We start from the raw sequence: 22,849 nt of genomic DNA, 5'->3' as shown, positions 1-22,849 counted from the left end.
ATCAATCTTTTAAAGGCATCGGCTGGCCGTCAGGCAGCCGATGCTTATCGTTAATTCTGTAGTGTGCAGCCGATGGCTTACGGCTGTCGGTATGGCTTTATGCATTGTTTCGTTGTCGTGCTGGGGCTTATTGCGTATACTTTCACCCCGTCTTGAATTCCACATTTCATTCGTTCCCTAGCTTCTTCAGGTTCTGCATGACAACTAAATATATTTTTGTTACTGGTGGGGTTGTCTCGTCCCTGGGTAAAGGCATTGCAGCCGGTTCCCTGGCGGCCATCCTCGAGGCTCGCGGTCTTAGTGTGACCATCATGAAGCTGGATCCCTACATTAACGTAGATCCAGGCACCATGAGCCCGACTCAGCACGGTGAAGTTTTCGTAACCGATGACGGTGCGGAAACCGACCTGGACCTCGGCCATTACGAACGTTTCATTCGTACCAAAATGACGCGTCGCAACAACTTCACCTCCGGCCGTGTATATGCGGACGTGCTGCGCAAGGAACGACGTGGCGATTATCTGGGCGCAACCATTCAGGTGATTCCGCACATTACCAACGCCATCAAGGATCGCGTGATTGCCGGTGCCGAAGGATACCAGGTGGCGATTGTCGAAGTGGGCGGTACCGTAGGTGATATCGAATCACTGCCGTTTCTAGAAGCATTACGCCAGCTGGCGGTGATAGTAGGGCGCGAAAACACCCTCTTCATGCATCTGACACTGGTCCCTTATCTGGCCGCCGCCGGCGAGGTGAAAACCAAGCCGACCCAGCATTCGGTAAAAGAATTACTGTCTATCGGCATTCAGCCCGATATTCTGATCTGCCGCAGCGATCGGGTGATCCCGCCGAACGAACGCGCCAAAATCGCGCTGTTCTGCAACGTATCCGACAAAGCGGTTATCTCGCTGAAAGACGTGGACTCCATCTATAAAATCCCGGCGCTGCTGCGCTCGCAAGGGTTGGATGAGCTGGTCGTCAAGCGGTTCCACCTGGATTGCCCAGCTGCGGATCTGTCCGAGTGGGAACAGGTTATTTACGAAGAAGCCAACCCGACCGGCGAAGTGACCATCGGCATGATCGGCAAGTATGTTGAACTGCCCGATGCCTATAAATCGGTCAACGAAGCCTTGAAACACGGTGGGTTGAAAAATCGTCTGTCGGTCAATATCAAGTACATTGACTCCCAGGATCTCGAGAGCAAAGGCCTGGGCCTGCTTGATGGTCTGGATGCCATTCTGGTGCCCGGCGGCTTTGGCGCCCGCGGCGTAGAAGGCAAAATCATGGCGGCTCGATACGCCCGTGAAAACCGGGTGCCTTACCTGGGTATCTGCCTCGGCATGCAGGTTGCGCTGATCGAATATGCCCGTAATGTGGCTGGCCTTGAAGGCGCTCACTCCTCAGAGTTCGATCCGGAAAGTCCTTATCCGGTGGTGGGCTTGATCACCGAGTGGATCGATGAAGAAGGCAACGTGGAAGTGCGTGACGAAATGTCGGATCTGGGCGGCACCATGCGCCTGGGCGCACAGCTCTGCCACCTTGAGCCGGGTTCCAAGGTGCACGCCCTTTATGGTTCGGACACCATTTATGAGCGTCATCGTCACCGCTATGAAGTCAACAACCGTCTGCTGCCGAAAATAGAAGCGGCCGGCATGAAGGTGACGGGACGTTCGGCCGACAAGAAACTGGTCGAAATCATTGAGAACCCGGATCACCCCTGGTTTGTGGCCGCGCAATTCCACCCGGAGTTTACCTCTACCCCGCGGGATGGCCATGGCCTGTTCGCCGGCTTTATCAAGGCGGCAGGTCAATATCAGCAGGGTGAGCAGGAATAACCGAACAACACGGCTGAGCATGAGGCTCGGCCGTCTTTTTTAGTGCTTTATCTCGTTTTTACCTTTCAATTAAGAGGAAGTTAGAGAATGGCTAAGATCGTTAAAGTGATCGGTCGTGAAATTATTGATTCGCGTGGCAACCCGACAGTAGAAGCCGATGTACACCTGGAAGGTGGCTTCATGGGACGCGCAGCGGCACCATCCGGTGCTTCTACCGGTTCACGCGAAGCGCTGGAGCTGCGTGACGGTGACCAGTCACGCTATCTGGGTAAAGGCGTACAGACCGCCGTTACCAATATCAACGACCTCATTGCCAGTACTCTGATTGGCAAGGATGCAACTCAACAGGCCGAAATCGATCAGCTGATGATCGATCTGGACGGTACCGACAACAAGGCCAAGCTGGGCGCCAACGCCATTCTGGCCGTGTCTCTTGCCGTGGCCAAGGCCGCCGCTGCCGCCAAGGGCATGCCTTTGTATGCATGGATTGCCGAGTTGAACGGTACCCCGGGTCAGTACTCCATGCCGCTGCCGATGATGAACATCATCAATGGTGGTGAGCACGCCGACAACAACGTCGACATTCAGGAATTCATGATCCAGCCCGTTGGCGCCAAAAACATCAAGGAAGCCCTGCGTATGGGTGCCGAGGTGTTCCATCACCTGGCCAAGGTGCTGAAGGCCAAGGGCCTGTCTACCGCCGTGGGTGACGAGGGTGGTTTTGCGCCCAACCTGGAGTCCAACGCTGCTGCCCTGGCTGCCATCAAGGAAGCCGTGGACCAGGCCGGCTACGTGCTGGGTAAAGACGTGACCCTGGCCCTGGACTGTGCCGCCTCCGAGTTCTTCGACAAGGAAGCGGGTAACTACAACCTGAAAGGCGAAGGCAAGGTATTCAGCTCCGAGCAGTTCTCCGACTACCTGGCCGAGCTGTGCAACCAGTACCCGATCGTGTCTATCGAGGACGGTCAGGACGAGTCCGACTGGGACGGCTTCGCCTACCAGACCAAGATTCTGGGCGACAAGGTGCAGCTGGTGGGTGACGATCTGTTCGTGACCAACACCAAGATCCTGCAGGAAGGCATCGACAAGGGCATCGCCAACTCCATCTTGATCAAGTTCAACCAGATCGGCTCCCTGACCGAAACCCTGAACGCGATTCAAATGGCGAAAAAAGCCGGTTATACCGCGGTTATTTCGCATCGCTCCGGTGAAACCGAAGATGCCACCATTGCCGATCTGGCCGTGGGCACTTGCGCCGGCCAGATCAAAACCGGCTCCATGAGCCGTTCTGATCGTGTTGCCAAGTACAACCAGCTGATCCGCATTGAGGAAGAGCTGGCAGGCAAGGTCGCTTACAATGGCTTGTCCGAGGTTAAAGGCCAGGCTTAATCTGCCAGGCCCCGGCGCGTTATCCCGGTCATAGCGACATTATTCAGACGATAAATCGCGCCCTTAGCCGATATGAAGATGAAACCCCGCCCAGTGCGGGGTTTCTTTTGTTCGGTGCTCGAATATGGGAAACTAGCGCACTACTTTTGGAGGATTGATGCGCACGCTCACGCTGATACTGCTCGCCCTGTTAGGCGCCCTGCAATACCACCTGTGGTGGGGCAAGAATGGCCTGGCTGAATACAATGAAGCCCAGGAAAATGTAAGCCGGCAGGTGGCAGACAACGAACAGCTGGTGACCCGAAACGCCTTGTTGTATCGGGAAATCGAAGATCTCAATAAAGGCCTGGCGGCAGTGGAAGAGCTGGCGCGTAATGACCTTGGCATGATCAAACCCGGCGAAACCTTCTATCGCCTGCTGTTGTCGGACAAACCCTTATCAAACAGGTCAGCGCCATGAGTCAGCACGCCTTTTCATCCGCTAATAATACAGTTCACAGCATTGCTCCTTACACCGCAGTCGTACCTGCGGCGGGCGTGGGCAGCCGCATGGCAGCCGACCGGCCCAAGCAATACCTGACGCTGGCCGGCCGTACCCTGCTGGAGCAAACCCTGATGCGATTGCTGGACCACCCTGGCATTAGCCGTATTATTGTGGCCACGGCAGAGCAGGATCCCTGGTTTGCGCAATTGCCCCTGGCCCGGCACCCTCGCATTTTACGGGTAAATGGTGGCCGGGAGCGGGCCGATTCGGTATTGAATGCCCTGCTGCAGGTGGAGACCGACCAGGTGCTGGTCCACGATGCGGCACGACCCTGCCTGCACCGGGACGATCTGGATGCGGTGATGGCTGCCGGTCTGCAGCCCCAGGGGGCCATTCTGGCCTGCCGGGTACGTGACACCATGAAACGGGGCAATGGCGAGGGCGCGATTGCCAGCAGTGTCTCGCGCGACGAACTCTGGCATGCGCTAACTCCCCAGTGTTTTAACACCGAGACCTTGCGACAGGCACTGACGGACGCCTTGGCGGCGGGGGTCTCCATTACCGATGAGGCGTCGGCCATGGAGTGGGCCGGTTTCCACCCGCAGCTGGTGGAGGGACGCGCCGACAATATCAAGGTCACCCGGCCGGAAGACCTGGCACTGGCCGGCTTTTTCTTGCAACAGCGTTAAAGTCGCTATCAGCCGACCGCTGCAGGCGTTAGGCGTAAGACGTAAATCGTTAGGCGTAAAGCGTAAGGCGTAAGGCGTAAGGCGTACAACGTAAGGCGTAAAGTGTCAGGCGTAAGACGAACGACTTAACAGATAACAGAGAGCAAACATTTGATGATGCGAATTGGACACGGTTATGACGTGCATAAATTTGGTGGCCAGGGGCCTTGTATTCTGGCCGGAGTCGCTGTGCCATATGAACAAGGGTTATTGGCCCACTCCGACGGTGATGTGGTCTTGCATGCCTTGAGCGATGCCCTGTTGGGGGCCATTGGTGCCGGCGATATTGGCCGTCACTATCCCGATACCGATGCGGCCTACGCGGGCATAGACAGCCGTGTATTGCTGCGGGACGTGGTGGCTCTGGTCAAGCGGGCCGGTTTTACCCTGGGTAACGCCGACATTACCGTACTGGCTCAGGCCCCCAAACTGGCGCCCTTTATCAACGACATGGTGGCCAATATTGCCGCCGATCTCGAGGTGGAAACCTCTCTTGTCAACGTCAAGGCCACCACCACCGAGCAGCTCGGTTTTGTGGGCCGCAAAGAAGGCATAGCGGCGGAAGCCGTGGTGCTTCTGGTAACAGCATGAACAACAACTGGCACTATCTGCACGGCCAACCCGAGTGCAGCGGTCGGCTGAAAGCCGTGCCCGAAGATTTTATCGTCCGCGAAGACCTGGGCTTTTTGCCTTGTGGTGAAGGCGAACATATTCTGCTGCACATTCGCAAACGCGGTCAGAATACCCAGTGGGTGGCCAGAGAGCTGGCACGGCTCGCCGGGGTGGCCCAGCGAGATGTGACCTGGGCGGGACTGAAAGACCGCCACGCGGTAACCGAACAATGGTTTGGCGTACACCTGCCTGGCAAGGCCGAGCCGGACTTCTCGAGTCTGGAGAGTGACGATGTGCAAATACTGGCCTGTGCCCGGCACAACAAAAAGCTCAAAACCGGTGCCCTTAAAGGGAACTGGTTTGAGCTGACGGTCACCGAGTTATCCAGCCAGGCGTCGTTGGCATCGCGATTAGCCGCCATTAGTGAACGGGGTGTACCCAATTATTTTGGCGATCAGCGCTTTGGTCACCACTTTGGCAACCTGGATCAGGCGCGGGCCATGTTTAATGGCCGACGCATTAAAGACCGCAACAAGCGCTCGCTGTATTTGTCGGCGGCGCGCAGCTACTTGTTCAATCTGGCCGCCAGCATGCGATTGGCGGCCGGACTTGGCGAGCAATTACTGGCGGGCGACTGCCTGATGCTGGCCGGTACCCAGTCTTTTTTCACCCTGAACGAAGACAACCCGCTGGATGATGCCATGCAGGCGCGCTTTGCCGAAGGCGATGTACGCATCAGTGCACCTATGTGGGGCCGGGGGCGACTGCCCAGTGCAGAGGTCGCCGCCGAGCTTGAGCAGTCGGCATTGAGCGAACAGCAAGACCTGTGCCAGGGGCTTGAGGCCAACGGGCTAAAGCAGGAGCGCCGTCCGCTGTTGCTCAAGCCGGTCAACATGAGCTGGCAACTGGAGCAGGACCGTCTGCGGTTGTCGTTCTGGTTGCCTGCCGGGAGTTATGCCACCAGTCTGGTGCGAGAGTTAGTTAAGGATGAACAAGCGAATGAAGATATTAGTGAGTAATGACGATGGCGTGAATGCCCTTGGTATTCGCACCCTGAGTCGTGTGCTGTCGGAGTTTGCCGAAGTGGTTACTGTGGCACCGGACCGAAACCGCAGCGGAGCCAGTCACTCATTGACGCTGGAGGTTCCGCTACGGGCCGATAAACTGGACGACAGTGGCTTTTACTCGGTGAAGGGCACGCCGACCGATTGTGTGCACTGGGCGGTCAACTGCCTGCTCGACCCCGATCCCGACATGGTGGTGGCCGGCATTAACCATGGTGCCAACCTGGGCGATGATGTGCTTTACTCGGGCACGGTCGCCGCCGCTACCGAGGGTCGTCACTTGGGGCTGCCCGCCCTGGCGGTGTCTTTATGTGGCAGCCGTCACTTTGAAACGGCGGCGCATTATGCCAGTGTACTGGTACAGGGCCTGTTGCGTGCACCGTTAGCGACCAATCAAATACTGAATGTGAACGTTCCCGACTTGCCCCTGGCCGAGATTCAGGGTATCAAAGTGACTCGTTTGGGTAGTCGACACCGCTGTGATCCCGTGCTCAAGGAATATGATCCACGAGGACGCCCCATTTACTGGATAGGCCCACCCGGCGCCATTCAGGATGCAGGAGAAGGCACCGACTTTGATGCGGTAGAGCGAGGCTATGTCTCTATTACACCGCTTACCATAGACATGACGGCGCATGACAAGATGGCGGCGCTGGCCAGTTGGATAAAAGAAGTGGAGTAAGGGGTGTTAACGTTAGCGGGACAGCAGCTCTATCGCATGCTGCAACAGCAAGGGATCAAGAACGAGCAGGTATTAACGGCCATTACCAGTTTGCCAAGAGCCCAGTTCGTGGATGAAGCCATCTCGCACAAGGCGTGGGAGAACAGCGCCTTGCCGATAGGCTTTGGTCAGACTATTTCTCAGCCCTACATAGTGGCAAGAATGACGGAAGTACTGATGCAGCAGCACCCCAAAAGGGTACTGGAAGTCGGCACTGGCTCCGGCTTTCAAACTGCCGTGTTGGCGCAGCTGGTCGAGCAGGTGTATACCATAGAGCGCATCAAGTCGTTGCAGTATCAGGCTCGTCGCCGGTTGCAACGGCTCGACCTGCACAATGTGGCCACCAAGCATGGCGATGGGTGGCAGGGCTGGGCCAGCAAGGCTCCCTTTGATGCCATTATGGTCACGGCCGCCGCCCAGGAGACCCCCCAGGCGTTATTATCGCAACTGGCCGATGGCGGATGCATGGTGATCCCGGTGGGGCAGGCACGACAATCGTTATGGCTGTATCAGCGCCGTGGCAATCAATTTTCTCGTACCGAACTGGAATCGGTGCGTTTTGTTCCTTTAGTGAAAGGCGATCTTGCGTGAAGATATTTTCCCGGTTGTATCAACAAGTGATGATTTGGGCCATGCACCGCCATGCGCCGGTTTACCTGTCTTTAAACAGTTTTGCCGAGTCCATTTTCTGGCCGGTACCGGTCGATGTCATGCTGGCGCCCATGGCGTTATCCAAGCCCAAGCGGGCCTGGTACTACGCGGGGCTGGCCACGGTATTTTCGGTACTGGGGGCCTGTTTTGGCTACCTGCTCGGTTATGCGCTCTGGGATCCCGTGGTGCAACCCTTTATTGCCACCATGGGCTATGAAGGAAAAATCGATGTTGCCCGCCAGTGGTTTGAAGAGTGGGGCATCTGGGTTATTTTTATCGCCAGCTTCACGCCGATTCCCTATAAGGTCTTTACGGTAACGGCCGGCTTGTTGCACATGGCATTGCTGCCCTTCGTGCTGGTGTCACTGGTGGGGCGGGGACTCCGCTTTTTCCTGGTGGCGGGCTTCATGGTCTGGGGCGGCGTGAGAATGGAAGCCAAGCTGATCCGCTATATCGATATTATTGGCTGGCTATGTATCGTAGCGGCCGTGGTGGCCTACCTGATGTTGAAAAGCTGATGCAGAGGTGGAATCGGCTGCTCAAACTGACGTGCATCAACCTGGTGTTGATCACGCTGCTGAGCGCCTGTTCCGCCTCTCGTCCCGCGCCGGTTTCTGCCGTTAATGCCCGGGGGCAGGTGAACGCCAGCGGCAGCCATTACGTGGTTGTCAAAGGCGATACCCTGTATTCCATAGCCTGGCAGGCCGGCACCGATGTGCCCACACTGGCACGTCATAACCGTATTACAGCCCCCTATGCCATTTACCCGGGGCAAACTCTGCGTCTGGATGTGCCCGGTGCCAAGCCAGCGCAATACAGAGTTCGCCGTGGCGATACCCTGAGCAGCATAGCGCGGCGAACCAACCACAGAGTCGCCGATCTGGCGACCCTTAACGGCCTTAAACCTCCCTATCGTATTTATGTCGGCCAGGCCCTGAAACTGCACTCCCGGGCCGCACCGCAGACTCGGCTCAAGCCACAAAGTGCTGTGCCTGCCGTTCAGCCGAAACCCGTATCGGCTCCCCCCACTACGGCAAGCAACACCCGGGTTAATCAGCCTGAAAAAACAGGTAACACAGTTGTTAAAAAACCGTCAAAGCCACTTGCACCGGCTCCGGGAAAAGCATACGCTGGTTCTGGAGTACAAAAAAGCGCCGCTGTCAATACCAGCATTACCTGGCTCTGGCCAGCCACAGGGCCCGTCATCTCGGGCTTTTCGCTGACAGAAACCGGTAACAAGGGGATTGATATCCGGGGCAGCAGAGGACAGGCTGTTAAAGCCGCCGCAGCAGGAAAGGTTGTTTACGCAGGGAATGCACTACGTGGTTACGGCAACCTGGTGATCATCAGGCACAACGATGATTATTTGTCTGCCTACGCTCACAATGAGGTGCTGCGTGTTCAAGAGCAGCAAACGGTGAGTTCCGGGCAGCACATTGCGGATATGGGAAGCAGTGATGCAACTGATGTGCGATTACATTTCGAAATCCGGTATCAGGGAACATCGGTGAATCCGATGAAATATCTGCCAAAGCGATAAACTCCGGGAAACAGGTAGTACCCGGATTAAGGGAGAACTGCCATGAGTCATAGTAAAAAAACAACCCGTAAAGATGACATGGACTTTAATGCTGATACCGCATTGGATGCAACTATCAGCACTGAAAAAGACACAGCGGACAAAGATGAAGTCGCCAGTGCGGCCAACAGCCGCACCCTGGATGTGACTCAGCTGTATTTGGGGGAAATTGGCTTCTCTCCGCTACTGACGGCAGAAGAGGAAGTGTTATATTCTCGCCGAGCGCTGCGTGGTGACTTAATCGCACGCAAGCGAATGATAGAATCCAACCTGCGGCTGGTGGTCAAAATCTCTCGCCGGTATAACAACCGGGGTCTGGCCTTGCTCGACCTGATAGAAGAGGGCAACCTTGGCCTGATCCGCGCCGTCGAAAAGTTCGACCCCGAGCGGGGGTTTCGCTTCTCAACCTATGCGACCTGGTGGATCCGCCAAACCATAGAGCGTGCCATCATGAATCAGACCCGTACCATACGTCTGCCCATTCATGTGGTAAAAGAGCTCAATGTGTATCTGCGTACCGCGCGCGAACTGGCCCAGCGCCTCGACCATGAACCCACCGCCGAAGAAATTGCCGATGCACTCGATAAGCAGGTGAGTGATGTATCGCGCATGCTGAAGCTGAATGAAAAAATCAGCTCGGTCGATACCCCTATAGGGGGTGACGGTGACAAGGCGTTGCTCGATGTGATCACCGACGAAAACGACCTGGATCCGGAAACCGAGCTGCAAGATACCGACATGAATAACAGCCTGGTACGCTGGCTGGAAGAGCTTAATCCCAAACAGCGTGAAGTGCTGGCTCGCCGTTTTGGCCTGCTGGGATACGAGGCCTCTACGCTGGAACATGTGGGGCAGGAAATTGGCCTGACTCGCGAGCGAGTACGCCAGATCCAGGTAGAAGCACTGCGCCGCTTGAAAGAGATACTGACCCAGCACGGGCTGTCGGTAGAAACCCTGTTTCACAGCGATTAAAGGTCAAGTAAGGGGATAGGCGTAAACGTGAGGGGCCCCCTCACGCCTGTAACCACGGCGCCACATCCCCCCGCATCATTTACGCTTCGCGCTTTTGCTTCAATTGATACAGTAGTTCCAGCGCCTGGCGCGGCGTCAGTTCGTCTGGCTCAACCTCATCCAGTAACAACAGGGCGGCATCCAGCGGCTGTTCGGCAAACAGGGGCAGCGTGGTTTGTACCTCTGCTGGCCGGGGCGCAGAGGTCTTGTTAACGGGCTTGGGCAACTGCAAGTGGCCGGTTTCCAGCTCGGCCAGTTTGTGGCGGGCCAGAGCCAGCACGGGTCTGGGCACGCCGGCCAGGGCGGCGACTTGTAAACCGTAAGAGCGGCTGGCCGCCCCTTCCTGTACCGCGTGCATAAAGGCGATGGTGTCTTCGTGCTCCACCGCATCCAGATGCACGTTAGCCACTTCCGGCCACAGACCGGCCAGCTCGGTCAACTCAAAGTAATGGGTCGCAAACAGGGTGTAGGCATGCAGTTGGTTGGCCAGTGCATCGGCACAGGCCCAGGCCAGTGCCAGACCATCGTAGGTACTGGTGCCGCGACCAATTTCATCCATCAGCACCAGGCTGTGCCGGGTGGCGTTGTTGAGAATGTTCGCGGTTTCGGTCATTTCCACCATAAAGGTAGAGCGGCCCGACGCCAGATCGTCAGAAGCGCCAATGCGGGTAAATATACGGTCTACCTTGCCAATGCTGGCACTCTGGGCCGGCACGAAAGAGCCCATGTAAGCCATTAGCACAATCAGGGCCGTTTGCCGCATATAGGTAGACTTACCCCCCATGTTCGGCCCGGTTATCACCAACATCTTGCGCTGCCCAGACATTTGCAGCGGGTTGGCTATAAAGGGATCGTTCATTACCTGCTCGACCACGGGGTGACGACCGGCTTGAATATCAATCACCTCATCCTGGGTGAGGGTAGGCCGGCAGTAATCGAGACTGTCGGCTCGCTCGGCCAGGTTGGCGAACACATCCAGCTCCGCCAGGGCGCCGGCACTGCGCTGCAGCGGATGTAACTGCTCCAGCAGGCGATCCAGCAAGGCTTCATAAAGCTTCTTTTCCAGAGCCAGGCCCTTGCCCTGGGCATTCAGTACCTTGTCTTCGTACTCTTTCAGTTCGGGGATGATATAGCGTTCGTTGTTTTTCAGCGTCTGACGACGAACATAATGCATGGGCACCAGATCGGCGCTGGCACGGCTGACTTCAATATAAAAACCGTGTACCCGGTTATAGGCCACTTTCAGGGTCGAAATACCGGTGGCGGCTTTTTCCCGCGCTTCCAGTGCTTCCAGGTAACGGTGGGCACCGGCCGCCAGTTCACGCAACTCATCCAGTTCGGCATTAAAACCGTCACGGATCACGCCGCCATCGCGTATCAACACCGGTGGCGTGTCTACGACTGCCTGCTCCAGCAGCTCTGCCAGCTCGGGGTACTGGCCAATGGTGGCACCCAGCTGGCTCAGGCAAGCGCCATCGGCGGCGGCAAGTTGCTGCTGGATCTCGGGCAGGGCCTGCAGGGCACTGCGCAAGCGACTCAGGTCTCGCGGCCGTGCCGAGCGCAGCGCCAGTCTGGCCAGCACCCGCTCCATGTCACCCACCTGGCGCAGCGGCGAGCGCAGATCATCATAACGACCGTGTTCCATCAGCAGGGCTATGCTGTCCTGGCGACGGGTCAGTGCGTCAATGTTGCGGCTGGGTTGATGGATCCAGCGTTTGAGCAGACGGCTGCCCATGGGGGTGGCGGTATTATCCAGCACCTCGGCCAGGGTGTTTTCCACCGTGCCTGACAAGTTAAGGGTCAGCTCCAGGTTACGGCGGGTGGCCGCATCCATGATCACCATGTCCTGGCTGCGCTCCAGGCTGACGCTGTTAATGTGCGGCAGGGCGGTGCGTTGGGTGTCTTTCACATATTGCAGTACACAGCCGGCAGCACAGAGTGCCGTGGTGGCCTGCTCGACACCAAAGCCAATCAGATCGCGGGTACCAAACTGCTGACACAAGAGCGTACGCGCCGTATCCAAATCGAACTCCCACTCGGGGCGGCGGCGCAAGCCCTTGCGCTGTTCAATGGCAGAAAAATAGGCAAAGGATTCGGGGTACAGCAGCTCTGCCGGCTGGGTGCGCTGCAGCTCGGCTGTCAGCGCTTCTTCACTGGCAAACTGGTTCAGCACGAAGCGGCCGGTACTCACATCCAGAATGCCGTAACCAAATTGCTGTCCATCGTGGAATACCGCCGCCAGGCAGTTATCCTGCCGCTCAACCAGCAAGGCTTCATCGGACAGGGTGCCCGGGGTGACAATGCGCACCACCTGACGTTCAACCGGCCCCTTGCTGGTCGCGGGGTCGCCAATTTGCTCACAGATAGCAACCGACTCGCCCATCTGTACCAGGCGTGCCAAATAGTTCTCGGCGGCATGGTGCGGCACCCCCGCCATGGGAATGGCACTGCCCCCGGATTTGCCGCGTTTGGTCAGGGAGATATCCAGCAGCCGCGAGGCTTTCTTCGCATCGTCATAAAACAGCTCATAAAAATCACCCATGCGATAAAACAGCAGGATATCCGGATGCTGTGCCTTAAGGCCAAGGTATTGCACCATCATGGGGGTATGTCGGGTGTTGTCTTGATTCATAGTAAAATCAACGCCTTATATCTTTATGAGACTGGTAGTGAAAGTGGCGCAGGCCAGCAGATGCCGATCCTTGACCAGGAGTGGCATGATACCAGCAACCGGGTTTGAAGGCATGGGCTTAGAAAAGCAGCGTGAAATGCCAAACCGATTAAATAACGGCTCTAATTTAGTTGCTCTGCAAAAATAGGATAAAGGTATCTACTCCTCCGACTCGCTCGGGCACATCTCTGTGACGCCCATCATATAATATCCCTGTTATATGATGGGCGGCGGAGCAGCTCTCTTAATCCTCCTTGATGCAACTGTGTTGTCTGTTGGTGTTGTCTACGGAACACTTGGGGTTAGGCAGCGATAAAGGAAGCCAGCACCACGAAAGTGAAAATCCAAGGCCTATAAAGTACTTTTAACGTTGGCATATTCAGCATTTTTTACGGTCAGGCTGCATTTATTATTCACATGGGATGAGTTTGTTTCGCAGTGACAAATTTTTAAGCTGTCGGGCTCGTATATCAAGGGAAATAAATACATTCCTAAATAAAAAATAAGCAATATTATTTTGCATTTATCCATCGATTAGGCAAGATAGTTAACATGCTTATTGTGTATCCAGCTCGGCATAATTTAGATAGCTCTTGCGAGTTTCTACTGCAGAAATGCAGCAGAACTGTCTCGTTGTTTTTAGCGATACACCAACGATAATGTGCAGCTCGAGAGGAAAACTGTATTTAATTTTGAGCTCAATAAACGCAACGATTTTAGTAGCTCAACCAGCAGGCGACGTAGTATGTCGCCTGCTGGGTTAGAGTAGGTCATGTCAATTGCACACATTTAAAGCCGGAAAATTATCAAAAAATAAGGTGCGGGTTATGTTTACAAGAAAGCAGGAACTGCTTAGCTATATTGAAAGTCTAAGCGCTGAATACAAGATAGCAGTGGAAGCCGCCCCCCAGTTATTGGATGACGCCAACACTCGCTTTGAAGAGCAATATCACAAGCTACATCAGACATTAGAAAGTGGTGAGTTGCTGGTGCCTGTAGTGGGGGGGTTTAGTGCGGGTAAGTCGACAGCCATTAACGGAATAATCGGTGATGAAATATTACCGGTAGCGGTAACGGCAGAAACGGCTATCCCGGCCGAGTTACGTTATAGCCATGATGAGTACATTCTGGCTCAGAACATCAACGGTAACGAAGAGCGCCACCCGGTATCGGCATTGACTGAGCTGAGTGCGAATGCTGCAAACTATGAAGTGGTAAAGGTGTTCCTGAACCGACAGGCGCTCAAAGATATCGCTCCCTTTACCTTGGTAGACATGCCTGGGTTCGACTCGGCATTAGAGCAGCACAACAACGCTATTCTTCGCTACTTAACCCGTGGTGCCTTTTATTTTTATTTGGTGAATGCCAAAGACGGCACCTTACGCAGCCAAGATATCCGTCGCTTGCATGAAGTAATGGACATGGGGCGAAATTTCTCAATATTTTTGACCAAAAAAGATCTGGCAACCGAGTCTGAGCTGGCTGAGGTTCAGGCATTTATTAATGATCAGGTTGCCATTGACCTTGCTACCGATGTCCATGTTGGGTGTATCGACATGGATGATGCTTCTTTGTTACTGAAAGAACTAGCGAAAGCCGATTCTAACCAAGTGTTTAATCAGCTATTTATCAGCGCCGTTAAAGATCTTTACTACATGGCCAGCGCGGATATTAACAGTGCGATTAGTGCCTTGAAAAAGAGCAAAGATGAAGGCCGTGAGCAAATAGCAACACTGCAGCAAGCCTTGAGCTCGATGATGAATGAGCGTGAACGGAACCTGAGAACGATTCAATCAGACTCTGTTGTTAGTGTGGATAGACGCATTATTTCTCGCCTCGAAAGTGAACTGAATGGCTCTGTTAATGAGTTTGTTTCACTGGCAAAAGCGGGTAACAATGCGCTTGGCCGAGCGATATCTGATTTGGTAAGAAGCTCGCTGGTCAGTGAGCTGCAAAAAGCCATCGGTCAGCTTTCTAACGAAGTGATCCGCAACGTATCCGGTTCGTTAAATGTCACGCTTGATGCAGACTTTAACTTCAGTGATGACTGGAAGCAGAACTTGATGTCTAACCTGCAAACTGAGGTGATGAGCTCGTTAACAAGCTCTGTTAATAACAGCGCTGTATCTAAAGGAATAGGTGTTGGTGGAGCATCAGGAATACTCTTTGGTATAGGACGGTTTATTCCCATTCCTCTGCTTAATATTGTGCTGGCTATCCTGCCAGGTATTGTTGATCAGTTGTTCCAAGGTGCACGCGAAGCGCGAGAAAAAGAGCGTTATGCCGAAGCAATCCGCACTCAGGTTATTCCAAGTGTACTACGCCAAGTTGCTCCTGAGGTAAGTAGCGCATTGGCACAAGTAAGTCAGAGCATGGTTCAGGCAGTTACTGAACAATTTGAAGTGAAAATCAGCCAGCAGCAAGAGATCTTAGAAAAAGCACAAGCTGATTCCGATGCCAGTGCCACAGATATTGAAGCCAGTGTTACTGCGTTAGAATCCGTACGTAAAAACATTAATACCATGGCCGAAAGCAACATTATTTAAGGGAGATAGCACTGATGGATAGTACCAACTTAGAAAGTAAATTGTTGAGCATTGATAACATCTTTACTCAGTTTGAAGATGTATGTGACGGTCATGCCAAGGAAATTCGTAACTCCACCTGTAGTTATACGGCAGAGAAAATTACCAATCATCTTACTGCGATGCAGAATACGGATCGGTTACTAAAAATTGGCATAATTGGCCGAGTAAAGGCGGGTAAGTCTTCACTGATTAATGCGTTGTTATTCAATGGTCGAGATGTGCTGCCAAAAGCTGCCACCCCCATGACTGCCGCCTTAACGACCATTGGTCATAGTAAGCAGTTTACTGCCACAGTAGAGTTTTTCTCGCAAGACGATTTAACTTCGCTACGAGAAAAAGCACTGCGTTATCAAACCGAGTTACAAAGCGCGGTGCAAGAACAAATAGAAGAGGCACAGCGCAGGCAGCAAAAACGTTTGATGCCAGGGCAGTCCGCGCCTGCTATTGATGAAGAGCGCCTGCGCTCAATGGCATCACGTCAGTTGGATGACCGAGAACCTACTCTGAAGTCAGCTGCCGATTTACACGAGCGTATTAAAAAGTCTAACGTGGATATTCATAGCTTAAGGGAAAGCAAAGTACTGCAAGCGAGCTCTGAGGCAGAGCTGAATAAAGAGCTATATGAATATGTGGGTTCAGAGGGCAAGTTCATGCCTTTTACTCGCTCGCTGCACATTGGCTTGCCACTTGGTTCGCTTAACGACATGTTGGTGGTGGATACCCCAGGGCTTAACGATGCGGTGGCTTCTCGCGAGCAACGCACCTACGACATGCTAAAAGAATGTAACGTAGTGTTTATTGTTAGCCCGGCGGGGCAGTTTTTGAATGCACAAGACTTAGAGCTCGCGGGTCGCTTGACCAAGCGAGAGGGCATTCAGGAAATTTTTGTGGTCGCCAGCCAGGTAGATACGCAGTTGCACAGCAGTGAGCGTCAGAAACACCAAGGCCAGTTGCCATTGGTTATTGAAGGCCTGCAGGGCATATTGGCACAGCAGTCTGCCAGTACCTTGCGTAACCAAGATAATGAAGTATTAAGTGCCGTCGCTGACCAGCAGCATGAAAGACTGTTTGTTACTTCCGGCATTTGTCAGACCTTGCTGGCTCAGCCAGAACAGCAGTGGGATGACACCGCTAAGCACACCTTAAGCTTATTAAAAAGAAACTACGCTGACTACTTCACCACATCAGAACAGCAACAGGTTTATCTAAAAATGCTGGCGGGTCGAGAGCCATTACTGAATACCATTGATACGGTACGTCATAAGAAAAACGATATATTAGCCAAGCAGGCTCAAGACTTTATTCGTGCCCAAGAGCAATCTGTTACAGAAGTTGCAATTAAGCTAACCGACTACTTTACTACCGAAATCGAAAAAATAACAAATGCAGATCTGCACACCGTAGAGCAAGACTTACAACAGCTAGAAACAGTACGCAGTGCAGGAAAAAACACTGCTAATAACCTGTTCAAAGATCACGCAGAAGAGTTTGAACTGTTATTGGCGGACGAATTAAGATCCCTGCTCAAGCAGTTTCGCAGTGAAATCAGGGGAGATATGGAATCTGCAGAAGGCACTGTGACCGAGACTTACAAGCGAGAAAAAAGGGGGGCTACTTCCTGGCTCGCCAGAAAATTATGGGGTGGTGGTCATGAAACTGTCAACGAGACTTTAACTACGTTGGATGCACGTAGTGTTCGAGCTGCTCTTGAAGATATGTACAGGTTTATCCAGGATGGACTACTGGATGTAGCTCAGCATCGCCTGTTGCTGTGGCGTAAAAAGCTGACCATGGAGCTGATTAGCAAGCTGCGCGAAACGATTGGCGATGACAGAGTGGATGCCGACAAGTTGGCTTCCGTGTGCCGCACTGCCATTAATAGCATGCAGGATTTACCGCAACCGACGCTGCCTGAGCTACCAGCCGAACTGGCAAAAAGCGGTAAGCTGAAAGGTTACAAAGCTGAAGAATACATTGAGCAGGCTGGCAATTATTTATCGTTATTGCTAACAGAAGCGGATAATTACGCCGACCAAATTCGTACTGCCACTAAAGGTCTTTCAGGTTTCGATATGGGCGGTAAGCTGTTCGACAGCCTACAGCAAGAAATGATGCAGTTACGGGATATGGTTGAAAACAAACGACTGACTATCGATAAAATGAACACAGTACTACAACGTCTGCGTGAGGTGGCGGCATGAATCAAAATATAAATCAGCATTTAGAAGTGGCTCACGCAGAGCTGCAAAGTCGTTACCACCTCGTATCTTCGGCTATTTCTGCCGAAGTAGTACAGAGTCCGCGTTATCTGCAGTTCACTCAGTTGCTTAAAGATATGTTTCTCCCCTTTGCCAATAGAGTAAATGTATTGGCAAACGAAGCGGAGGCAATAATTCGCTTGAAAGCGGTTGAAGATCAGGTGCGTCTGGTTGAATCCTTGTCTCGTTTTAAAAATAAAACAGTAGTCGCCGTGTCTGGCGGATTTAGTAGTGGTAAATCCTCATTTATCAGTAGTCTGTTCTCGGACAAAAATATTCAGCTACCGATAGGTGTGCAGCCGATTACCGCCATTCCGACCTATGTGTTTCACTCGGAGCAAAACCAAATCGTCGGTTATAGCGCCCACGGCGGTGAGGTGAATATTCCTGCCGATATTTATGCGCAGCTTTCTCATGAGTTTGTACAGGAATTCGGCTTTAATCTGCGCGATCTACTGCCCTTTATCGCGCTGGAAACGCCAATAGAGCACTACGAAAACCTGTCATTTATCGATCTTCCCGGCTATAACCCGGGGGATAGAGAAGGGTTTACCGGCCATGATGAATCATCGGCCTCCGAGTATATGACTCAGGCCCAGTGTATTCTTTGGGTAATTGGCTTAGATGCCAACGGTACTATTTCTCGGGCCGATATCGACTTTTTGCTTGATCATGTTCCCCCTGGAGTACGCTTGTACGTGATCCTGAACAAGGCAGATCTTAAGCCTTTGTCGGATGTGCAAAAAGTAATGCAAGAAGTGGCCGACATGTTGTTTATGGATGGCGTCGAGTTTGAAGGGATCAGCGCTTACAGCAGTGAATGGCAAGAAGAATTAGCATTTGAACAGCAGTCGTTGCATGATATTTTATCTGAGTGGAATCAGCCAAAAGACACCTATCATGTGTTGGTGGAAGAGGTTGATCAAATATTCATCGAATATAAGCAGGCATTTCTTGCGGATATTAAAAACCGTAAGGCCAAAACTGCGCTACTTAAAGCACTGGAGCTGGATTTATACGAGCTCGGTGCATTTGATGACGGTATTCAGGCTGAACCTTTTGATATGAGTGCTTATCGTAGTAAACCCAAAACCAAAAAAAACAACAAAAAACCAAAAAATACAACTGCAGATAAATTATCATCACTACTTCAAATGCTTGGTGAAAATGAGGAGGGAGAGGATGATGAAGCGGAAGAAACTACATCACAATTAGATCGACAGACCAATCAACCGGACTCGCAAGAGCAACGTATGGATAAAATCATGCTGATTAAGCAGCACCTGAGTGAGTTACGTTTAGACTATGCAGTAAAGTATCGAGAGGCTGAACTTGATGAGTTAATGTCTCTATGGAATGCTTTCCGCGAAGCCTTATCTGCTGGTCCCTATCAGGACGTTGAACGGAAAGAGAGCACTGATAAAGCTCCCGACATTGCGAACCCGCCGATAATAACAGCATCAGAAAGTGTTGATGAACCACAGACACTAGATACTCGATCGGAAATGAAAAATAAAGAGCAAGAAACTCAAGAGAATATAGATAAACATGCTCAGTTACTTTCAATGTTATCTAGTCTATCAACAAGAACATTTGGTTAGCAATGATCTTTTATTTTTACTGACTAAGGTGTTGGGTTGCTTCTCTGAAGTGATTGGAAAAAATCTATAATAGATACTTATCAAGTGGTTCGGTAAGTGCTTGATTGCAAGGCGTGTTTTGTACGTTGTGTCAGACCTGTTCTAGAATAAATTAAAAATATTAATATGTAAACTTTGTTATTTTATTGAGGGGTTTTTAAAGATGACTAACAACGAGAAGGTGAATATCGCAGATTTAAGTGCATTAGAATATTTATCTATGATTCAGGATGCTTTGGTTGTTAGCTGCCTGCGGGGTTCGGATATTGATTCTCTCGCCAAGTGTGTTGTCTTCGAAACATTGGTAGGCCCGAGAGCGATTGTCCGTTCTTTGGATTGGGAGGGCGAAGATATGTATCTGATGGGCATTCCAAAACTCATGGATATGACAGGGTTTATTGTCATAAATTCGTCAATGCATTTAAGTACCATAGAAGGAGATCGAGCCATGTTTAAAGATTATTTGCCCAAAGGAGTAACGTGGCAAGCTGTTTTTAGTGTGGCTAAAGTAGCACTGCAAAAAAAATCGATTGGAGTTACATCTAAAGTAGTGAAACTTCCCTCTATTTAGAATGCTCTGGATAATTAGGTGTCAGTTATGCTGAGCTAATTATTTGATGTCGATTATTTTTATCATAAATTAACTTAACAAGCTCCTGCTAGGGGGCTTTAAATGACAGTGATGTGAGTAGTTTTCATGAGTGAAAAAGTGCTCAGTGTATATGGCAGAATTGTTGTTTCAATATTCACATGGGCAAGGATTGTTTCTTTATTTAAAGCGGGTGTTATATCTGCTGTTAGTCAGTTTTTATTTTTAATTATACTTTTAAAAGCTGCATAAGTATTTGGGAGCTGGATTTTTTCAGATAAGTAAGAGTTTATACTGCGTGTATGTGTCTATATTTCACACAAGGGTTAATAGCGATATTCACATCCTCGCAGATCGTCGAGCAACTTCTTGGTGCTCTGGAGCGAGAGAGAAAAAAACGGTTATTTTTTCTGGTCTAAGTACACATCAAACTACTCGGCAGTCTGAATTGTTTCCTGAACGCATGCCAGTCATTGTCGTCGTTACGCCAGCCCACAGATTCTGGTATCCAGTAGGCATTGCCGTCGATCAGTAATTTAACGGTATTGTTGTCACTGGGTGAAAGATCTTCTCCATTGGCAAGGTTGAAATCAATAATATTTCTAAGGGTGAGCTCGCCGTTTTCCGAGTAGCCAATGCCACACTTGATGATGAGCCTGTCTTCGTTCTCGTTGGATATGCCATAAGCCTGAACCCTTGGCCAAACTAGGATGCCCATATGTTGGGAATGCCTTGAGCCGCTGTGGTGGTCAGCTGGTTGGTGGCAAAGATAATGGGCTTTACAAGAACTCTTATATTTATTCCTTTTTATTACCCTGAGTGTGAGTATTTACTTGTTACGGAGTAGCAATAGCTCTGTGCTCTGTAATGTGACCAATAGCCGAATTTTTTTCGGTTAGCTTTTATTTTTAATCAGCCTGTTGACATAAGCTGTAGCTTGTTAGAAAGGAACTGTCTGGTTAATATACAAACATTTAAATAATAAGGAATGCGAGCATGGCAGCGGAATATAAAATATTAAAAGAGCGTCAGCGCGAGGAGCGTGAAAGTTATCCAGAGGGCTTGGCACTACGGGTGCATCGTGCCTTGAGTTGGTTGCATAGAGCCGAGCAAAGTGAAGACGAAGATGGCCGTTTTATTTTTCTGTGGATTGCCTTTAACGCCGCTTATGCCAATGAGCTAGGTGAGCAGCGGATGTTTGAGGGCGAGCGTTTTAATCGTTATTTAGAAAAATTAGTAGGGCTGGATAGCCGCCAGCAATTATATAACCTGGTGTGGCAGCGTTACTCTGGGGCGATTCGAGTGCTACTGGATAACATTTATGTGTATCAGCCGTTTTGGGATCACTCTAATGGCTTGGTGTCCGGTGATGAGTGGCAATCGCGCTTTGCAGCTGCCAAACAGACCGCTAATATTGCTTTGGCCAGCAAAAATACCACCCTGGTATTGAGCGTGGTATTCAACCGGCTTTATACCTTGCGTAATCAGCTGGTGCACGGCGGAGCGACTTGGAACAGCAGTATGAATAGGCAACAACTCAAAGATGCGAATGCCATTCTGGGGGATGCGGTGCCCATTATTATCAGTATTATGATGGATAACGCCGATGCTTTATGGGGCAATGCCAGCTATCCACCAGTAACAGGTGAAAATCGTTTAAGTCCTGCTTAATTTTCACTGCAGAAGTAGTGGCTTACAAGAACGGCGGTATGCCCTCACCTCCATGCTCCTGTATGGAGGTGAGCCTTGGCTGCGGAGCGAGCAGAGCGGCATTTCGTTGCTGGCATGGGAACGCGACAAGCTCGTTCATCGCTAAGGGACTTGTGTACCCGATCCAGCGCTGCCGGATTTCGCGGCTAAAGCGCGCGACTACATTCGTGTAATATGTAGATATCGACGCCGTCTGTTCACTCTTGTCAATGAGAGCCCTTTCAGATCTGCTCGCTATTTTTCCGTGGATTATGTGGGTTCCGTGGCAAAGGAATCTTTAATCTTTAAGGTTCCGGGCGCTCGGCGCTGGCTCATACATCGCCAGCATCTGTTTGGCTTGTTCGGCAATGGCGTCTCTCCATGAGCTGGGTTGCAGTACTTGAATGCGGGCGCCAAAGCCCATGATCCACCATTGGGTTTGTTGATCGTTGGGCACTGTGGCAGTCAAGGTCACCCAGCCTTCTTGGTCTGGCCCAGACAGTTGCTGTTGTGTGCTGACTGGGGTTTCGGCCAGTAACCAAGCCATGCCTCGATCTATTTTAGCCACCAGCTCGAGTTGTTGTTGGTCTAACGGATACCCAAAGGCACCCTTGGCAATATAACCCTCTACGCTAAAGCCCGGATGTTCGCGATAGCGATTTTCGCTGGGGTTGAGCTTACGAATGCGATGCAGGGCAAACTGGCGAATGTCGTCATAATTATTCACCGTGGCCAGCAAGTAGCTGACGCTGTGGCGCACCACCAACCCTTGGGGGTGCAGCGTGAAAGGTTTAACTTCTCGTTGCTGGCGACTTAAATATTCCACATCAATCGCCCGGCGCTCGAGTAGCGCATCACTGATTCCTTGCCATACGGGAGGATCAATGGCGGCCGGCAGCAGTGCTTTACCATTGGGAATGGCGCGCACTTGCCGTGCCCAGCTGGCATAGCTGTTTTCTTGCAGGGCATCGAGAAACTTGCGCGCGGCATCAAATTGCGGGTTGAGCTTGTCGATGGCAATTTGTGGTAGTAAGCCTTTTAAATACTCTTCGGCTAATACTAAAGTGAGCGCGGTTGCGGTATCCATGGCGGGTAAGTTGCTCTTAAAGCCGGGATCAAATGACCAACGATAAGGGCGTTCGTCTTTGTTACATAACAGCGGAAAGTGCGACGACATTTTCTCGAGATCACGCTGAATTGAGCGCAGTTCAATGTTAAAACCGCGTTCGGCTAACAGAGCCTGCAGCGTGGTGGTGGCTTTATAATGGGGCGAGCGCGGAATAAGCTGCAGCATTGCCAGATATCGAAACAGGGTATCGCGTTGCGTCGCCATGGGGCCT

At 51.8% G+C, this 22,849-nt stretch carries 20 protein-coding genes; 17 read left to right on the top strand and 3 right to left on the bottom strand.

Annotated elements, in window-relative coordinates:
• Positions 1–197: 197 nt before the first annotated feature.
• The 11 genes from pyrG (at position 198) to rpoS (ending at position 10,035) form a co-directional block, all read left to right on the top strand.
• Positions 198–1,835 (top strand): glutamine hydrolyzing CTP synthase, encoded by a 1,638-nt coding sequence (pyrG, locus tag ACN0VL_RS00985; RefSeq protein ID WP_417614222.1) that lies wholly within the window; start codon positions 198–200, stop codon positions 1,833–1,835.
• Positions 1,836–1,922: 87 nt separating this feature from the next.
• Complete coding sequence (gene eno, locus ACN0VL_RS00980) at positions 1,923–3,224, top strand: phosphopyruvate hydratase (RefSeq protein WP_417614220.1); 1,302 nt, start codon at positions 1,923–1,925, stop codon at positions 3,222–3,224.
• Positions 3,225–3,381: 157 nt separating this feature from the next.
• Entirely contained in the window at positions 3,382–3,684 is a 303-nt protein-coding gene (ftsB, locus tag ACN0VL_RS00975) for a cell division protein FtsB (protein WP_417614218.1), read from the top strand.
• Positions 3,681–4,397 (top strand): 2-C-methyl-D-erythritol 4-phosphate cytidylyltransferase, encoded by a 717-nt coding sequence (gene ispD, locus ACN0VL_RS00970; protein ID WP_417614216.1) that lies wholly within the window; start codon positions 3,681–3,683, stop codon positions 4,395–4,397. Before ftsB ends, ispD begins: the two co-directional genes overlap by 4 nt.
• Before the next feature lie 153 nt (positions 4,398–4,550).
• Positions 4,551–5,027, top strand: a complete 477-nt coding sequence (ispF, locus tag ACN0VL_RS00965; RefSeq protein ID WP_417614214.1) for a 2-C-methyl-D-erythritol 2,4-cyclodiphosphate synthase — start codon at positions 4,551–4,553, stop codon at positions 5,025–5,027.
• On the top strand, positions 5,024–6,067 hold the full coding sequence (gene truD / locus ACN0VL_RS00960) for a tRNA pseudouridine(13) synthase TruD (protein WP_417614212.1): 1,044 nt from the start codon (positions 5,024–5,026) through the stop codon (positions 6,065–6,067). Before ispF ends, truD begins: the two co-directional genes overlap by 4 nt.
• Positions 6,048–6,794 carry a 5'/3'-nucleotidase SurE gene (surE, locus tag ACN0VL_RS00955; RefSeq protein ID WP_417614210.1) on the top strand — a complete coding sequence of 249 codons (747 nt, stop codon included), beginning with the start codon at positions 6,048–6,050 and terminating at the stop codon, positions 6,792–6,794. Before truD ends, surE begins: the two co-directional genes overlap by 20 nt.
• Positions 6,795–6,797: 3 nt before the next feature.
• A complete protein-coding gene (locus tag ACN0VL_RS00950; RefSeq protein WP_417614208.1) occupies positions 6,798–7,424 on the top strand; it encodes a protein-L-isoaspartate(D-aspartate) O-methyltransferase in 627 nt (208 codons plus the stop codon).
• A complete protein-coding gene (locus ACN0VL_RS00945; RefSeq protein ID WP_417614206.1) occupies positions 7,421–8,002 on the top strand; it encodes a YqaA family protein in 582 nt (193 codons plus the stop codon). The genes ACN0VL_RS00950 and ACN0VL_RS00945 overlap by 4 nt, the downstream gene beginning before the upstream one ends.
• Positions 8,002–9,024 (top strand): peptidoglycan DD-metalloendopeptidase family protein, encoded by a 1,023-nt coding sequence (locus ACN0VL_RS00940; RefSeq protein WP_417614204.1) that lies wholly within the window; start codon positions 8,002–8,004, stop codon positions 9,022–9,024. The genes ACN0VL_RS00945 and ACN0VL_RS00940 overlap by 1 nt, the downstream gene beginning before the upstream one ends.
• Before the next feature lie 42 nt (positions 9,025–9,066).
• Positions 9,067–10,035 carry an RNA polymerase sigma factor RpoS gene (rpoS, locus tag ACN0VL_RS00935; protein WP_417614202.1) on the top strand — a complete coding sequence of 323 codons (969 nt, stop codon included), beginning with the start codon at positions 9,067–9,069 and terminating at the stop codon, positions 10,033–10,035.
• A 79-nt stretch (positions 10,036–10,114) separates the two neighbouring features.
• Here rpoS and mutS read toward each other — a convergent pair whose 3' ends face one another.
• Positions 10,115–12,706: a DNA mismatch repair protein MutS gene (gene mutS / locus ACN0VL_RS00930; RefSeq protein WP_417614200.1), complete on the bottom strand. Its 2,592-nt coding sequence runs from the start codon at positions 12,704–12,706 to the stop codon at positions 10,115–10,117.
• A gap of 866 nt (positions 12,707–13,572) precedes the next feature.
• Here mutS and ACN0VL_RS00925 point away from each other — a divergent pair.
• The 5 genes from ACN0VL_RS00925 (at position 13,573) to ACN0VL_RS00905 (ending at position 20,072) form a co-directional block, all read left to right on the top strand.
• Positions 13,573–15,291 (top strand): dynamin family protein, encoded by a 1,719-nt coding sequence (locus ACN0VL_RS00925; protein WP_417614198.1) that lies wholly within the window; start codon positions 13,573–13,575, stop codon positions 15,289–15,291.
• A 14-nt stretch (positions 15,292–15,305) separates the two neighbouring features.
• Positions 15,306–17,534, top strand: a complete 2,229-nt coding sequence (locus ACN0VL_RS00920) for a dynamin family protein (RefSeq protein WP_417614196.1) — start codon at positions 15,306–15,308, stop codon at positions 17,532–17,534.
• Positions 17,531–19,192, top strand: coding sequence for a dynamin family protein (locus tag ACN0VL_RS00915; protein ID WP_417614194.1), 1,662 nt, complete (start codon positions 17,531–17,533; stop codon positions 19,190–19,192). Before ACN0VL_RS00920 ends, ACN0VL_RS00915 begins: the two co-directional genes overlap by 4 nt.
• Before the next feature lie 202 nt (positions 19,193–19,394).
• A complete protein-coding gene (locus tag ACN0VL_RS00910) occupies positions 19,395–19,802 on the top strand; it encodes a hypothetical protein (protein WP_417614192.1) in 408 nt (135 codons plus the stop codon).
• A 126-nt stretch (positions 19,803–19,928) separates the two neighbouring features.
• Positions 19,929–20,072 carry a hypothetical protein gene (locus ACN0VL_RS00905; RefSeq protein WP_417614190.1) on the top strand — a complete coding sequence of 48 codons (144 nt, stop codon included), beginning with the start codon at positions 19,929–19,931 and terminating at the stop codon, positions 20,070–20,072.
• A 163-nt stretch (positions 20,073–20,235) separates the two neighbouring features.
• On the opposite strand, the gene ACN0VL_RS00900 is transcribed toward ACN0VL_RS00905, so the two are convergent.
• The gene (locus ACN0VL_RS00900; RefSeq protein ID WP_417614188.1) at positions 20,236–20,538 is read right to left on the bottom strand and encodes a hypothetical protein; all 303 of its coding nucleotides are present in this window, start codon (positions 20,536–20,538) and stop codon (positions 20,236–20,238) included.
• Between the two features lie 278 nt (positions 20,539–20,816).
• Here ACN0VL_RS00900 and ACN0VL_RS00895 point away from each other — a divergent pair, with 278 nt between their 5' ends.
• Positions 20,817–21,491, top strand: coding sequence for a hypothetical protein (locus ACN0VL_RS00895; RefSeq protein WP_417614187.1), 675 nt, complete (start codon positions 20,817–20,819; stop codon positions 21,489–21,491).
• Between the two features lie 316 nt (positions 21,492–21,807).
• Here ACN0VL_RS00895 and ACN0VL_RS00890 read toward each other — a convergent pair whose 3' ends face one another.
• Positions 21,808–22,842, bottom strand: coding sequence for a helix-turn-helix transcriptional regulator (locus ACN0VL_RS00890; RefSeq protein WP_417614186.1), 1,035 nt, complete (start codon positions 22,840–22,842; stop codon positions 21,808–21,810).
• Positions 22,843–22,849 lie beyond the last annotated feature (7 nt).

This window comes from Oceanisphaera sp. (genome assembly GCF_048268965.1).
Lineage (GTDB): Bacteria > Pseudomonadota > Gammaproteobacteria > Enterobacterales > Aeromonadaceae > Oceanimonas.
Note: the sequence above shows the minus strand (reverse complement) of the source record. Positions and strands in the feature narration are given on the sequence as shown.

Bases quoted from the DNA above. Each gene is read 5' to 3' on its own strand.
- eno (WP_417614220.1), top strand. From the start codon at position 1,923: ATGGCTAAGATCGTTAAAGTGATCGGTCGTGAAATTATTGATTCGCGT.
- ACN0VL_RS00895 (WP_417614187.1), top strand. From the start codon at position 20,817: ATGGCAGCGGAATATAAAATATTAAAAGAGCGTCAGCGCGAGGAGCGT.
- pyrG (WP_417614222.1), top strand. From the start codon at position 198: ATGACAACTAAATATATTTTTGTTACTGGTGGGGTTGTCTCGTCCCTG.
- ftsB (WP_417614218.1), top strand. From the start codon at position 3,382: ATGCGCACGCTCACGCTGATACTGCTCGCCCTGTTAGGCGCCCTGCAA.
- ACN0VL_RS00925 (WP_417614198.1), top strand. From the start codon at position 13,573: ATGTTTACAAGAAAGCAGGAACTGCTTAGCTATATTGAAAGTCTAAGC.
- ispF (WP_417614214.1), top strand. From the start codon at position 4,551: ATGATGCGAATTGGACACGGTTATGACGTGCATAAATTTGGTGGCCAG.
- ispD (WP_417614216.1), top strand. From the start codon at position 3,681: ATGAGTCAGCACGCCTTTTCATCCGCTAATAATACAGTTCACAGCATT.
- ACN0VL_RS00940 (WP_417614204.1), top strand. From the start codon at position 8,002: ATGCAGAGGTGGAATCGGCTGCTCAAACTGACGTGCATCAACCTGGTG.
- surE (WP_417614210.1), top strand. From the start codon at position 6,048: ATGAAGATATTAGTGAGTAATGACGATGGCGTGAATGCCCTTGGTATT.
- ACN0VL_RS00915 (WP_417614194.1), top strand. From the start codon at position 17,531: ATGAATCAAAATATAAATCAGCATTTAGAAGTGGCTCACGCAGAGCTG.
- ACN0VL_RS00920 (WP_417614196.1), top strand. From the start codon at position 15,306: ATGGATAGTACCAACTTAGAAAGTAAATTGTTGAGCATTGATAACATC.
- ACN0VL_RS00900 (WP_417614188.1), bottom strand. From the start codon at position 20,538: ATGGGCATCCTAGTTTGGCCAAGGGTTCAGGCTTATGGCATATCCAAC.
- mutS (WP_417614200.1), bottom strand. From the start codon at position 12,706: ATGAATCAAGACAACACCCGACATACCCCCATGATGGTGCAATACCTT.
- truD (WP_417614212.1), top strand. From the start codon at position 5,024: ATGAACAACAACTGGCACTATCTGCACGGCCAACCCGAGTGCAGCGGT.
- ACN0VL_RS00910 (WP_417614192.1), top strand. From the start codon at position 19,395: ATGACTAACAACGAGAAGGTGAATATCGCAGATTTAAGTGCATTAGAA.
- ACN0VL_RS00890 (WP_417614186.1), bottom strand. From the start codon at position 22,842: ATGGCGACGCAACGCGATACCCTGTTTCGATATCTGGCAATGCTGCAG.
- ACN0VL_RS00905 (WP_417614190.1), top strand. From the start codon at position 19,929: ATGAGTGAAAAAGTGCTCAGTGTATATGGCAGAATTGTTGTTTCAATA.
- rpoS (WP_417614202.1), top strand. From the start codon at position 9,067: ATGAGTCATAGTAAAAAAACAACCCGTAAAGATGACATGGACTTTAAT.